The 13,602-nt window shown below is 66.9% G+C and carries 11 protein-coding genes; 8 read left to right on the plus strand and 3 right to left on the minus strand.

From position 1 onward, the window contains the following. Position 1: 1 nt before the first annotated feature. On the minus strand, positions 2-2,080 hold the full coding sequence (locus LQD00_RS17790) for a hydantoinase/oxoprolinase family protein (RefSeq protein WP_232718446.1): 2,079 nt from the start codon (positions 2,078-2,080) through the stop codon (positions 2-4). 255 nt (positions 2,081-2,335) lie between these two features. Between LQD00_RS17790 and LQD00_RS17795 the strand changes: the two genes are divergently transcribed. The 6 genes from LQD00_RS17795 to LQD00_RS17820 all read left to right on the plus strand — a co-directional run bounded on the left by LQD00_RS17795 (position 2,336) and on the right by LQD00_RS17820 (position 9,251). Then, positions 2,336-2,899, plus strand: coding sequence for a MaoC family dehydratase (locus LQD00_RS17795; RefSeq protein WP_006868423.1), 564 nt, complete (start codon positions 2,336-2,338; stop codon positions 2,897-2,899). Then, on the plus strand, positions 2,896-4,107 hold the full coding sequence (locus LQD00_RS17800; protein WP_232718447.1) for a CaiB/BaiF CoA transferase family protein: 1,212 nt from the start codon (positions 2,896-2,898) through the stop codon (positions 4,105-4,107). The genes LQD00_RS17795 and LQD00_RS17800 overlap by 4 nt, the downstream gene beginning before the upstream one ends. After that, complete coding sequence (locus LQD00_RS17805; protein ID WP_232718448.1) at positions 4,104-5,480, plus strand: MmgE/PrpD family protein; 1,377 nt, start codon at positions 4,104-4,106, stop codon at positions 5,478-5,480. The genes LQD00_RS17800 and LQD00_RS17805 overlap by 4 nt, the downstream gene beginning before the upstream one ends. 84 nt (positions 5,481-5,564) lie before the next feature. Continuing rightward, positions 5,565-6,728: an acyl-CoA dehydrogenase family protein gene (locus LQD00_RS17810; protein WP_232718449.1), complete on the plus strand. Its 1,164-nt coding sequence runs from the start codon at positions 5,565-5,567 to the stop codon at positions 6,726-6,728. After that, positions 6,725-7,576, plus strand: coding sequence for an HpcH/HpaI aldolase/citrate lyase family protein (locus LQD00_RS17815; RefSeq protein ID WP_232718450.1), 852 nt, complete (start codon positions 6,725-6,727; stop codon positions 7,574-7,576). The genes LQD00_RS17810 and LQD00_RS17815 overlap by 4 nt, the downstream gene beginning before the upstream one ends. Before the next feature lie 106 nt (positions 7,577-7,682). Further along, positions 7,683-9,251: a hypothetical protein gene (locus LQD00_RS17820; protein WP_232718451.1), complete on the plus strand. Its 1,569-nt coding sequence runs from the start codon at positions 7,683-7,685 to the stop codon at positions 9,249-9,251. Positions 9,252-9,285: 34 nt separating this feature from the next. Here the strand turns inward: LQD00_RS17820 and LQD00_RS17825 are convergent, their stop codons facing one another. Next, entirely contained in the window at positions 9,286-10,461 is a 1,176-nt protein-coding gene (locus LQD00_RS17825) for a polysaccharide deacetylase family protein (protein WP_232718452.1), read from the minus strand. A gap of 220 nt (positions 10,462-10,681) precedes the next feature. Between LQD00_RS17825 and LQD00_RS17830 the strand changes: the two genes are divergently transcribed. Both LQD00_RS17830 and LQD00_RS17835 read left to right on the plus strand, forming a co-directional pair. Then, entirely contained in the window at positions 10,682-11,554 is an 873-nt protein-coding gene (locus LQD00_RS17830) for an alpha/beta hydrolase family protein (RefSeq protein WP_232718453.1), read from the plus strand. 139 nt (positions 11,555-11,693) lie between these two features. Continuing rightward, entirely contained in the window at positions 11,694-12,494 is an 801-nt protein-coding gene (locus LQD00_RS17835) for an SDR family oxidoreductase (protein ID WP_232718454.1), read from the plus strand. A gap of 6 nt (positions 12,495-12,500) precedes the next feature. Here the strand turns inward: LQD00_RS17835 and LQD00_RS17840 are convergent, their stop codons facing one another. Beyond that, entirely contained in the window at positions 12,501-13,460 is a 960-nt protein-coding gene (locus LQD00_RS17840; protein WP_232718455.1) for a phosphotriesterase family protein, read from the minus strand. Positions 13,461-13,602: the final 142 nt, after the last annotated feature.

Consider the following 13,602-nt stretch of genomic DNA (forward strand, 5'->3'; position numbering starts at 1 on the left):
GTCAGGCGCTCCTCTCGATGATGATGTGACCGACGGCGTCGACCGTGGCCTTCTGTCCGATGCCGACGATCGTCGTCGAATCGAACTGCTGAACGATCGCCGGCCCTTCGAACGTGTTGCCCGCCTTGAACAATGCGCGGTCGTAGATCGGGGTGTCGACCCACTCGGGATCGGCGGAGTCGTTCTTCCAGAACAGCGCCTGGGTGGTGGTCTTGATCGCACCCGACGCGTCGGCGTCGCCCTTCTCGATCTCCGAGATGCGGATGTGCTCGACCGCGCCCACACCGGTCACCCGGATGTTGACGAGCTGCACCGGCTTGTCGTCGAAGCGCTGAGAGTAGGTGCGGCCGTGCACCTCGTGGAAGGTGGCCGCGGTCTGCTCGACCCATTCGGCGGTGATCTCGCCGGCGGGGGCAGGCACGCGCAGCTCGTAACCCTGTCCGACATAACGGCAGTCGACGCTGCGCTCGAGGGTGATGTCCTCCTCGGCGATGCCGTCGGCACGTAGCTGGGCGACGGCCTGGTCGGCGAGTCGATCCATCTCGCGTCGGAGCAGTTCGAGATCGGGCTCGGCCGAGGAGGTCCAGACCGTCGTGGGGACCTCGTACCGCACGTCGGTGGTCAGCAGGCCGACCGCCGAGGTGATACCGGGATGGCCGGGGACGATGACGCGCGGAATGCCGAGATGCTCGGCGATCTGCCATGCGTACAGCGGCCCGGCGCCACCCTCGGCGACCAGTGAGAACTCGCGCGGGTCATAGCCCTTGCGCACGGAGTGCAGGGAGATGGCCTCGGTCATCGAGTGGGCGAGGATCTGGAAGATGCCCATGGCGGCATGCTCGAGATCGGCACCGAGTTTGTCGGCGATGTGGGTCTTGACCGCCTCGGTCGCCAGCTCCGGCTTGACCTCCATGGTTCCGGACAGGAAGCTGTCGGCTCCGAGCCATCCCATGACCACCATGGCGTCGGTGGAGGTGGGTTCGGTGCCGCCGCGGTTGTAGCAGGCGGGTCCCGGCATGGCGCCGGCGCTGCGCGGCCCGACGCGGAACATGCCGCCCTCGTCGATGCTGGCAATCGATCCGCCGCCGGCACCGATCGTGTCGACCTCGGCCATCGGGACCATCGCGTGATAGTCACCGATCCGCGTGTCGAGCAGGTGCTTCATCCGGAGCTTGCCGTCCGGTGCGACGCCGATGTCGGCCGAGGTGCCGCCCACGTCGAGGGTGATGACGCTCGGGTAGCCCGAGGCCTTGCCGATGAAGCAGCCGCCGAGAAGTCCGGCGACGACACCGCTGGTCAGCAGCGATACCGGGACCTCGCTCGCGCTCCGCGACGTGACGAGACCTCCGGCCGAGGTCATCAGGTGGACGTCCTCGCCGACCTGTGCGGCCTTGGCCTTCCCGGCCAGGTTCTCGATGTAGCGGGAGGTCTTGGGGCCGACGAAGGCGTTGAGGGCGGTGGTGGAGAAGCGTTCGTACTCGCGGTACTGCGAGGCGACGTCGCTCGAGAGGGAGATGAACACGCCGGGGTACTCCTCGGCGATGATCTCCCGGACCCGCTGCTCATGGGTGGGATTCCGGTAGGCGTGCAGGAACGCGACGGCGATCGCCTCGACCCCGCGCTCGCGGAGAAGAGCGACCTCACGCCGGACCGCGTCCTCGTCGAGCGGGGTCAGCACGTTGCCTGCGGCGTCCATGCGTTCCGGCACCGTGCGCCGATTGCGGCGCGGCACCAGCTGCCACTTCTGCCACGGCAGATCCTGGTAGTTGGAGTAGTTCAGCGGACGCTTCTTGCGCGCGATGTGCAGGAGATCGCGGAACCCGTCGGTGGTGATCATGCCGACGTCGCTGCCGTTGTGCTCGAGGACGATGTTGGTCGCCACGGTGGTCCCGTGGAAGAACATCTCGATGTCGGCGACGTCGATGCCTGCGCGCTGGGCGAGCACCTCGATCCCGTCCATTGTGCCGATCGAGGGATCGTGGTTCGTCGACGGCGTCTTGTGCACCGTCACCGTCCCGTCGTCGTCCCACAGGACCAGGTCGGTGAACGTGCCGCCCACATCCACGCCGATTCGTTTCATCGAAACTCGCTTCCTATTCCAAAGCCGTCACGCCGCCGCCGGATCGATGCGATCAGCCGGTGACAGAAGTGATCTGAGCCATAAGTCCGCTCGAGTGCATCTTGCAATACCTCCGATTGTTTCGGCAACCCTAGAGACGAAATTCGTCAAACATCCAGGAGCGGCGCGGCCTTGACGGTCAAAAGATCAGATGTTTATGGTGGTCCGCGTCACGGCGCTACATCTTCGGGACGCCGCACCCCCTCAGGAGGACCATTGACCACCCATCCCGCCACGCTCGGACGTTTCTTCGAGGACTACGTCGTGGGCGACGTCTACCAGCACCCGATGGGCCGCACGATCACCGACACCGACAACGCGTGGATCACGTGCCTGACGATGAACACCAACCAGAACCACTTCAACGAACACCTCGCCCGGACGAATCCGATCACCGACGGCAAGGTGATCGTGAACTCGGGTCTGACCATTGCGTTGGTGCTCGGACTCTCGGTCATCGACATGAGCCAGAACGCGGTCGCGAACCTGCAGTTCACCGACGTCAGGCTCCAGCATCCCGTCTATGTCGGCGACACCATCTACGCCGAGAGCATCTGTACCGGTCTGCGGCAGTCGAAGTCGCGGCCGTACGCCGGCATCGTGTCGATGACCACCCGTGGGGTGAACCAGGACGGCGATGTCGTCGTGTCCTGGAAGCGTTCGGTCATGGTCGCCACCCGCGAGAGCGGAATCGGGCAGAACTACTTCCCGGAGGTCAAGGGGCCTTCCCTCGCCGAACTCGAAGCGGCCGAGTCCGATTCGATCGAGGCCACGCGGTGAGGCCGCTCGCAGACGTCCGCATCATCGCGGTCGAGCAATACGGCGCGGGGCCGTTCGGCAGCGTGCACCTCGCCGATCTGGGCGCCGACGTGATCAAGATCGAGGAACCGAAGTCCGGCGGCGACGTCGGACGATATGTCCCGCCGTACAACAAGGGTGAGGACTCGCTGTTCTTCGAGACCTTCAACCGCAACAAGCGCAGCCTGTCGCTCGATCTCGGTACACCAGGCGGCCGCAGGGTTTTCGAAGATCTCGTGCGAACCAGCGACGCGGTGTACTCGAACCTGCGTGGCGACGTGCCGGCGAAGATCAAGATCACCTACGACGACCTCAAACACCTCAATCCCGCCATCGTGTGCTGCAGCCTCACCGGATTCGGCATGACCGGTCCGCGTGCGAAACAACCCGGGTACGACTACATCCTGCAGGGCCTGGCCGGATGGATGGACCTGACCGGTGACCCCGACGGACCACCCACCAAATCCGGTCTGTCCCTTGTCGATTTCTGCGGCGGGTACGTCGCGGCACTCAGTCTGATGTCCGGCCTGCACGCCGCGCGACGTGACGGTATCGGCGGCGACTGCGACGTGTCGCTCTACGACACCGCGATCTCGATGCTCACCTACCCGGCTGCCTGGCACCTCAACGCCGGATACCGGCCGGCACGCACCAAGAACTCGGCGCACCCGTCTCTGGTGCCCTTCCAGGCCTTCGAAGCCTCCGACGGTTGGTTCGTCGTCGGCTGCGCCAAGGAGAAGTTCTGGGTGCGATTGGCCGAGACCATCGGGTTGCCCGAGCTGCTCGAGGACCCGCGGTTCACCGACTTCACCGCCCGTGGAGAGAACAAGGACGAACTGCTGCCCGTGCTGGAGAAGCGGTTCGCCGAGGCGACGGTCGAGCACTGGGTCTCGCTCCTGACCGAGGCCGGGGTTCCCACCGGCCCGATCAACGACGTCGAGCAGGCGCTGACCGAAGAGCACACCCTGGCGCGCGGCCTGATCGCCAGCACCGAGCACGAGGTGTGGGGCGAGGTACGCCAGGTCACCTCGCCGGTCCGATTCGGTGACGAACCGGCCGAGTATCGTCGGGCACCGCGCCGCAACGAGAATTTCGACGAGGTGATGGGATTGCTCGGTTACAGCACTGAGGACATCAAGGGCCTGGTCGACGACGGTGCGTTCGGGGCGATCGGGCAGGCGACGCCATGACCGCCCGCCGACTCGCGGAGTGGGCCGCCGGCCTGACAATCGAAGCGATCCCCGAGGAGACGCGTCGGGCGGCGCTCCGTCATCTGCTCGACGGCGTCGGGAATGCGATCGGTGCCCGGCGCCGCGGTCAGGGCGGCCCCGGGCTGGCCGTGGCCCGCGGACTCGGCGGTCCGGCACAGGCACACCCGCTCGGTGACTCCGAGGCCATCTCGGCTCCCGCCGCGGCCTTTGCCAACGGCGTCCTGATGCATGCGCTCGACTTCGACGACACCCACGCCGGTGCTCTCGTGCACCCCACGACCGTCGTCGCCCCGGCTGTTCTCGCGGTCGCCGAGGAGGTCGGAGCCTCGGGTGCCGAGGCCGTCACCGCTCTGGTCGCCGGGCTCGAGGTCGCCTGTCGTCTCGGTGCCGCCGCACCCCACGGATTCCATGCCCGCGGCCTCCACGCGACCGCGGTCGTCGGCCCGCTCGCGGGGGCGGTCGCTGCGGGATTGCTCTACGGCGAAGGGGCGGACCGCCTCACCGATGCGATCGGCATCGCCGCATCGTCGTCGGGCGGACTGCTGGAGTTCCTCGACACCGGCGCGAACACCAAGATCCTGCACCCGGGCAACGCGGGGTTCAGCGGGGTTCTCGCCGCGCGTCTCGCGCGCGAAGGTGCGAGCGGACCCGAATCGGTGCTGGAGGGTCGGCGCGGGCTGTATCGCGCGCTGGCCGACCGCGACGTCGATCCCGAATCGATCGTCGCGGACCTCGGAACCCGTTGGGAGAGCTCGAACATCGGGATCAAGCCGTACCCGAGCTGCCAACTCATGCATGCCTCGCTCGACGCGGTGGCCCGTGCGCTGGCCGATGCTGAGCGACATGGTGTCGAGGTGTCGTCGCAGATCACCTCCATCGCCGTCGATGTCCACCCCGACAGCGTGGACATCGTGTGCGGGCCGGGAACCGGCACCCGCAGTCCCCGAAGCATCTACGACGCGAAGTTCGACCTGCCGTGGAGCGTCGCCGCTCTCGTCCACGACGGTGCGGTCACCGTCGACACCTACGGAGCAGAGTCGATCGCCCGTCCCGAGGTGGCGACCACCGCCGCACTCGTCGAGATCGTCCCCGTGCCCGATGACCGTCCGGCCGCCGACGCTGCCGGTCGGGCGGTCATCACCCTCGCCGACTCCACCCGACTCGTCGGCGAGGTTCCCTGCAGCCGAGGGACTTCGGGCCAACCGATGGACGATGCGGCGGTGGCGGAGAAGTTCCGGGGCAACACCGGTGCCGGCGACGCGGTGGACGCCCTGGTCGAGGCCGTCCTCGGCCTGGCCGGCGCCCCGTCCGTCAAGTCGATCACCTCGCTCGCTGTGACCGTCGTCGGCTGACCGTCGACGTACACATCGTCATCACCGATCACCGGTCCGAAGAGTGCCCTGGCGATCGGACCCAGCCAAGACAAGGATCAGCCAATGGATTTCAGCTTCACCGAAGAACAGCGCGACTTCCGGGCGGCGCTCCGGCAGTTGGTCGACAAGGAGATCATCCCGGTCGCCAACGAATGGGAACGCACGGGCCGCTATCCCACCGAGATCGTCGCTCGGCTCCGGGACATGGGCTTGTTCGGGATCACCACCCCCGAGGAGTACGGCGGGCTCGCGCTCGACATGGTCTCGTTCACCCTCGTCTACGAGGAGCTCGCGCGCGGTTGGATGGGGATCGCCGGCATCCTCGGCAGCCACAACCTGGCATGCTGGATGATCGCCCGGCACGGCACCGAGGAACAGAAGCAGCAGTGGCTGCCCCGCTTGGCGAGCGGTGAATGCCGTACCGGCATCGGCCTGACCGAGCCAGGTGCAGGCACCGATCTGCAGGGCATCAAGACGACCGCCACGCGCGATGGCGACGACTATGTCATCCGCGGCACCAAGACCTGGATCACCAACGCGCGCCACGCAAATGTGCTGCCGGTGCTGGTCAAGACCGACCCGTCGACATCGCCCGCGCACAAGGGCATGAGCATCCTGCTCGTCGACACCACCACCCCCGGATTCGAGGTCCAGCGCGATCTGGGCAAGCTCGGTTACAAGGGCACCGAGTCCTGCGAGATCTTCCTCGACGAGGTGCGGGTGCCCGCATCGACGTTGCTCGGCGGGGTGGAGGGACGCGGCATGCAGCAGGCGTTGTCCGGGTTGGAGATCGGGCGGCTCAACATCGCCGGCCGCAGCGTCGGCATCGCGCAGGCGTCGTACGACGCGGCCCTCGACTACTCACGCCAGCGCACCGCCTTCGGCAAGCCGATCTCCGACTTCCAGGCGATCCAGCTCAAGCTCGCCGACATCGCCACCCAGTTGCAGGCCGCCCGGCTGATGACGTATTGGGCCGCCGCCAAGGCGGATTCGGGTGCACGCGTCGACGGTGAAGCCGGCATGGCCAAGTACTTCGCGTCGGAGACGGCGATCACCGCGAGTCTCGAGGCGATGCGCATCCACGGTGGATACGGCTACTCGACCGAGTTCAACGTCGAACGCTATTACCGGGATGCCCCGCTGATGTCGATCGGTGAAGGGACGAACGACATCATGAGGACGGTCATCGCCAAGGCCCTCGTCAACGGCAGCGTCACCGTCGGATGACCGCGGGTTCGGCGAGCAGCGAGCTGATCTATCTCTACGTTCCCGGTGACCGGCCGGAGCGATTCGACAAGGCAACCGCCTCGGGAGCCGACGCCGTCGTGTTGGATCTCGAGGACGCGGTTCCCGTCGCGGAGAAGGACGCCGCACGCATCGCGGTGGGGTCCTGGCTCGCAGACCGCGACCCCGCGGTGCCGGTGTGGGTCCGGGTCAATCCCGGGTCCGAGTTGATCGATGACCTCGCCATGGCGGTCCAGGCCGGTGCGGACGGGATCTGGTTGCCCAAATGCGAGGACGTCGCGACTCTCGAACGCGTCGATCAATTGTTGGCCGACCTCGAAGAACAGTCGGACCGCCCACGGACCCCCGTATCGCCGTTGATCGAAAGCGGCGCCGGGCTGTGCAACGCGGCGGCGATCGCTGCCGGACCACGGGTCGAGTTCCTTCAGATCGGCGAGGTCGACCTCGCCGCGGATCTCGGAGTGACATCGGTTGTCGGGAACGAACTTCTCTGGGCGCGGTCGCAAGTGGTCGCCGCCTCGGCCGCGGCACGTCTCCGGCCTCCGCTCGGGGCCGCGTCGCCGGTGATCGACGAACCCGAATCGTTTCGAATGGAGACCCGACAACTGACCGGACTCGGGTTCCTGGGTCGCGCATGTATCCACCCGCGTCAGATCGAACCCGCTCGCGCGGGGGTGGCACCGACCGACGCCGAGATCAGCTCGGCTCACGACGTACTCGCGGCGTTCGATGCTGCTGGAGGTGCCGCAGCCACGGACAGCGCCGGGCGTCTGATCGACGAAGCGGTCGCGCGGGTCGCTCGTCGAACGCTCGCCCGCCGGGCCTGCTGACGGAACTCGGGTACGGCTGGGCAAATCCGTGACATCTTGATCGTCTGGTCAGGCGATATCGGGCGGAAGAGATCGTAGGGCCCGATTTGTCCGCTACTGTTTTGCAATGCGCAACACCGGGTCCCGTTCTCGCTGGTCAGTCCGTTTTTCGGCTGCGGGTCTCGCCGCCGCAGCAGCTGCAGCATTCCTCACTGCGGGAGCGGACACCGCCGGTGCCGCACCCGTCGTGAACCCGAAGGCCGGCAAGGTCGTCGCGCACTCCGGCTTCGACGTCAAGCGGGACGGTTTCTCGTTCGAGAACTGGGGACCGAACGACGCGCTGCATCGGCGCGGCCTCACCACCGAGGGCATGCGCGCGGTCTTCGGCGACGAGGTGTGCGCCCGGATCGTGCTCGGCATCTGTTCGCCGACCACCGTCGCCGAACTCGTGATGGCGGAATTCAACGCGTCGATGAGGGGCGGTCATTGCTACGGCATGGCGGCGCTGGCCGGCCTGTACAACACGAAGCGGCTGAGCCAGTTCCCGCTGGCGCTGCCAGGACAGAGCGTCTACAGCATGCCGGCGTCGGGGCCGCTCGACGAACTGATCGCCCGGTTGTTCATCACCCAGGGCTTCCCGCCCACGGACCTCGCGGCCTCCGCGGTCACAGCGCCGCAGGCCTTGTCGAAGCTGCGCACCGCGTGGGCGCGCGACGACAACTACATCCTCGCCATCTTCGACAGCGAGGAGCCGACGGCCGGGCATGCGATCACCCCCGTCGCCCTACGCGATCTCGGCGGCGGAAAACATGGAATCGTGGTGTATGACAACAACTTCCCAGGTGTCGAGAAGATGGTGGTGGTCGATCCCGCCGCGGACACCTGGTACTACTCGACGGCGACCAACCCGTCGGAGCCGACCATGCTGTACCAGGGCTCGCCGACGAACAAGATGGTGCTCGTCCCGCTGGCCGAGGCGCTGGCGCGTCACCAGGATCCGGACCTGCGCTCCGATGACACCGTTGTCCTGGTCAGCGACACCAACGGCACCGCGCGAGGTGTGGGCGACGTCGACTGGGACGTCCGGGTCACCGATCTGTCCGGCAAGCCGATTCCTGGTGTCGACCAGCAACTTCTGCTCAACAACGACAACACCGCACGATTCACCGTGCCGGCCGGCAAGCGGTTCCGCATCGTCGTCGACGGTGTCGAGGCAGGCCGGACCGCCGACATCAACACGACCGTCCTGAGCGCGGGTGGCGCGGTCGCGGTCGGTGATCTCGAGGTGCCGTCCGGTGCTGTCGCTGCCCTGGACATCGACCCGGCGCGTCATGCGGTACGGGTGACCTCGTCTGCTCCGACGTCCGCGGAGTTCGAAGTGGCGACCGAGGACTCGCTGCGGTCGGTGTCCACCGACACCTCCCAGCTCGTGATCGGGCCGGGGTCGTCGGTCTCCGTCGGTGCGACGCCGACCGGGGTGAGCGTGCACAGCGAGGGGCGTGCGCAGAAGTTCCAGGTCGCCGTCGAGCGCAGCGACACCTTCATCGACCGCAACGCGGTCACCAGCATGCCGATCACCCTGCGTCCGGGTGCGAAGGCCGACATCCCGGTCAGCATCTGGACCGGCTGGAACCCGTTGTCCGCCACGGTGCGCGCCGGCGGGTCGACGACGTCGGTGCCGCTGTCGATCAGGTGATCCCATCGTCGGGTGAGCTGGCGGGGGAAGAGTTCTAGCGATGTGCGTCGACGGCGACGGGGGCCATCGACCGCCACTTCTTCAAGACGGCGGGGTCCTGCAACTCCATCCAGGCGATGACGTCCTGATGGGTGGCGCAGATGACGTCCGGCCTGGTGCACGCGCGACGCATGAAGGCGGCGGTCGCCGGGTTGAAGGCGTTGGCGTTCCAGGTGTTCAGGTGATTGGCGATGACCAGGGGCGCACGGTTGCCCTCGTAGGCACGGCGCAGCATGTAGTCGTAAGTGCTCGTGACGACCTTGGCGATGCGCTTCCGGTCCGCGGGGCGGTCGGTCGCCTTGTTGACGCTGTACCAGAAGTTGTAGTCGAGCGCGGTCTGCCGTTGCTGGAGCGCCGGCGACCACACGTAGGGGACCGGGAACTCCCAGATGCCGTTGATCTTCGTCGGCCAGTAGATGCCCGGCCGCGACGCCGGCATCGAGGAGTCCCATATCATGTCGAAGGCGCGCAACGCGGGGAAGAGTGCCTTCATCGACCCCTCGAGACACTGTGTCCGAGTGCCTTTCACCGCCTCCGGGCCGAAAGCGAGATCGGGTCCGGTGCGGATTCCGTTGAGTTGACGCCACTGGGTCATGAGCCGGAAGAACTGCGCCAGTTCATGGCGCCATTCGGCACTGGTCCACGACTTCCCCGGATTCCTTGTGCCCGCGCAGAAATGGCCGACGAAATGGGTGGCCATCTCATGGCCGTTGTACCAGGTCCGGTTGAGATAGGTGATCTCCTCGATCACGTCCTCCTTGGATCCACCGAACGCGATCGCCGCCTCGCCGGGTTGGTAACCGGGACCGCGGTAGTGACGTCTCCTGGCGTCGGTGAGGAAGTAGAGCCCGGTCATCATCGCGGTGAATCTCGCGTCGGATTCGGCTGCGGTGCGCAAGAACAGATCCCAGTTCTCCGACACCCCGACCCCGTCGAACGAGAACAGGATGAACTGCGGCGGCTTCTCGCCCGGTGCGAGCCGCTTCATCGGGACATTCGACGCCAGGCGCGTCGGTGGTGGGGGCGGAGCCGGCGACAACGTGGTGCTGACGCTCGGTATCGGCTGAGGGACGGCCGAATTCGCCGAAGTGGCGCAACCGGCGATCAAAACGGAAAGAACGGAGATGACGATCGGCACCGTGGCCGTTCGCTTTCCGCGTCGGAACCCCAATTGAATACCCCACCTTTACTGTCGCTTTACTCTATTCGGCAGAATGCGTAGTGGCCTCGTGGCCAGAAAGGCAGGCACAGAATTGTTGCCTTCGTTGACCTCGGCAGTGCGCGGGCGATCCCGCTGGTCGCCTGTCCCACTTCGCTTTCTGGGTATCGCCCTCGCCGCAGGCCTGGGATTGTCGGCGTGTACTGCCGACGACCCGTTGGCCTCGGGGCCGGTGGACACCCGGACGTCGGCCACGACCGAGGAGCCCGAATACCTCGACGAGGTCACCATCCATCGTTTCGAGTACCCGACGCCCGGCGATGCCGACAGCGAACAGAACTGGGCTGAGTTGTACCTCCCGGCGGGGGAGCAGCGGGTCGACTCGATCCCGCTCGTCGTCCTGATCCACGGCGGTGCCTGGCAGAGCGCGTTGGGCGCGGACATCTTCGAGCCGCTCGCGCGTGATCTCGCCGAACGCGGCATGGCGGTCTACAACGTCGAGTACCGACGGGTGGGCTCCGGCGGCGGCTGGCCGACGACGTTCCGCGACGTCGCGAGCGCCCTCGACCATGTCGCAGTGGTGGACAAGCAGTTCCCGCAGATCACCACCGACGACGAACTGGTCGTCGGGCACAGTGCCGGCGCCCAGCTCGCCGTGTGGGGCGGGACCCGGCACAAGCTCGATGACGACGAGGTCGGTGCGCGGCCCGTGTTCCGACCCACGCGCGTGGTGTCGCTCGCCGGGCCTCTCGACATGGTCTATGCCGCAACGCATGGCGACGACCGGATCGTCACCGCCCTGGGTGGCACCCCGCGTCAGGTCCCGGAGCGGTACGCGATGGTCGACCCCATCCAGAACATCGATCCCACGACGCCGGTGGTCGCCGTGCACAACACCGGCGACCGCATGGTCTCGTCGGCAAACTCGAGCCGATACGTCGACGCCGTCGTCAAGCAGGGGGGCGAGGCCACCGCGGTGCTGCTCCCGGGCGGCAACCACGGCTCGGTGGTGACCTCGACCGCGCCCGAGTACCCCAGGGTCCTCGACATCATCACCGGCGCCTCGTCGGCAGACCTGGACGACGTCGATGAGGTGACCGGCTAGGCCCGCACGTTTCGCTCACTCGTTCCGTTCCCGCTCACCGACAACTGGTGAGCGGTAGCGGAAATGGTGAGCGCGGAGTCCTGCCTTCCGCGCGGGTCTGGTAGGTCTTTAACCAGACTCACCGATCGAAGGAGATCCCATGGACGTCGCAGGCAAGGTTGCAATCGTCACCGGCGGCGGAGGCGGGATCGGTGGTGCGCTCGCGCACGCTCTGGTGGAGGCGGGTGCGAAGGTCGTGGTCACCGACCTCGACGCTGCGTCGGCGAACAGCGTTGCCGACGACCTCGGCGAGTCCGCGGTCGCACTCGCCGGCGACGCCTCGAGCGACGAGCACATCGATGCGGCGGTCCGCCTGGCCGAGTCCACCTTCGGGCCCGTGGACATGTACTTCGCGAACGCGGGCATCGGCCGCGGCGGCGGCCTCGACACCGACGAGGCGATGTGGGATCTGGCGTTCGACGTCAACCTGCGCAGCCACATCCGGGCGGCGCGTCGACTCGTGCCCGAGTGGGTCGAGCGGGGCAGCGGTTACTTCGTCAGCACGGCGTCGGCCGCGGGCCTGCTCACCCAGATCGGCAACGCACCGTACTCGGTCACCAAGCACGCGGCGGTCGGCTTCTCCGAGTGGCTCAACATCACCCACGGCGACGACGGTGTGCGCGTCAGCTGCCTGTGCCCGATGGGTGTCGACACCAAGCTGCTGCGACCCGAAGACGATTCGGCGACCACGGACCAGAAGCTGATGCAGAAGGCCGTCGAGACCGCCGGTGAGGTCCTGACCCCGGGTGCGGTGGCCGCGATCGTGCTGGAAGCCGTTGCCGACGAACGGTTCCTGATCCTCCCGCACGCCGAGGTGCTGGACATGTACCGGCAGAAGGGCGCCGACTACGACCGCTGGCTGCGCGGGATGCGCCGCTACCAGCGCTCGCTACGGCGCTAGCAGCGACTACTCGAAGTACCGACGCGGGACGTCGACGAGCATCGTCGTGATGTCCGCGTCGCCGACCCCGCGTTCACGCAGCGCAGGCAGCACGTCCTCGCTGATGTGGCGATAGTTCCACTTGGGCACCGCCTGCTTCTTCGCCTCCTGGTCGAACCAGTCGATGAAGCACGACGCGTCGTGGGCCAGTGCCATGCGGTCGGCGTAGCCGCGCTTGCACAGTTCGGCGACCGTGTTCACCCGCTCCTCGAACGGCAACAGCAGATCGAGACCGAAGCGGTCCATGCCCAGGATCGAGCCGGCGTCGGCGATCTGCATCAGATAGTCGAGGTCGACGCTGTCGCCGGAGTGACCGATGACCACCTTGGTGAGGTCGGCGCCCTCCTCGGCCAGCACCTTCTGCGCCACCAGACCCGACTGGGTGTGCGGATTGGTGTGCACGGTGATGGGTGCACCGGTCTGCGCACTGGTTTGTCCGACGGCACGCATCACCCGCTCGACGCCCGGTGTCAGTCCCTCGGCCTCGATGGCGCACTTGAGGAATGCGGCGCGGACGCCGGTGTCGGCGATGCCCTCCGTGAGGTCCTTGGTGAACATCTCCACCAGCGGTTCGGGGACGTCGAACAGCAGGCCGGGTCCGGCGTAGTGGAACTGGAACGGGATGTCGTTGTAGGTGTAGAGGCCCGTCGCGACGACGATGTTGAGGTCGATCTGCTCGGCGATCCGCTGGATGCGGGGGATGTACCGGCCGAGCCCCAGTACCGTGGGATCGAGAATGGTGTCGATCCCGAGGTCCTTCAGCTCGGACAGATCGCGGACGGCTTCGGCGACCTTCGCGTCCTCGTCCCAGTCGTCCTGGTAGTTCTGCCGGAACTCTTCGCCGACGATGAAGACGTGTTCGTGCACAAGCACTTTGCCGAGATCGGCGGAATCGATCGGACCTGCTGCAGTGTGGACGGTGGCCACGCGAACCTCCTCCGGGGCCCGCCTCGTCGCGGACCCGCTGCGCCGAACCCTAATCGACCCTCCTCCGGCGCGGGGTGGTTTCGCCGGCCGCCGCCGGCGGCCGATGAGTTCCGGTGGGACCTCGGGTCTGACATCGTGACAA

Origin of the sequence: Gordonia metallireducens (assembly GCF_021245825.1) — a bacterium.
Lineage (GTDB): Bacteria > Actinomycetota > Actinomycetes > Mycobacteriales > Mycobacteriaceae > Gordonia > Gordonia namibiensis.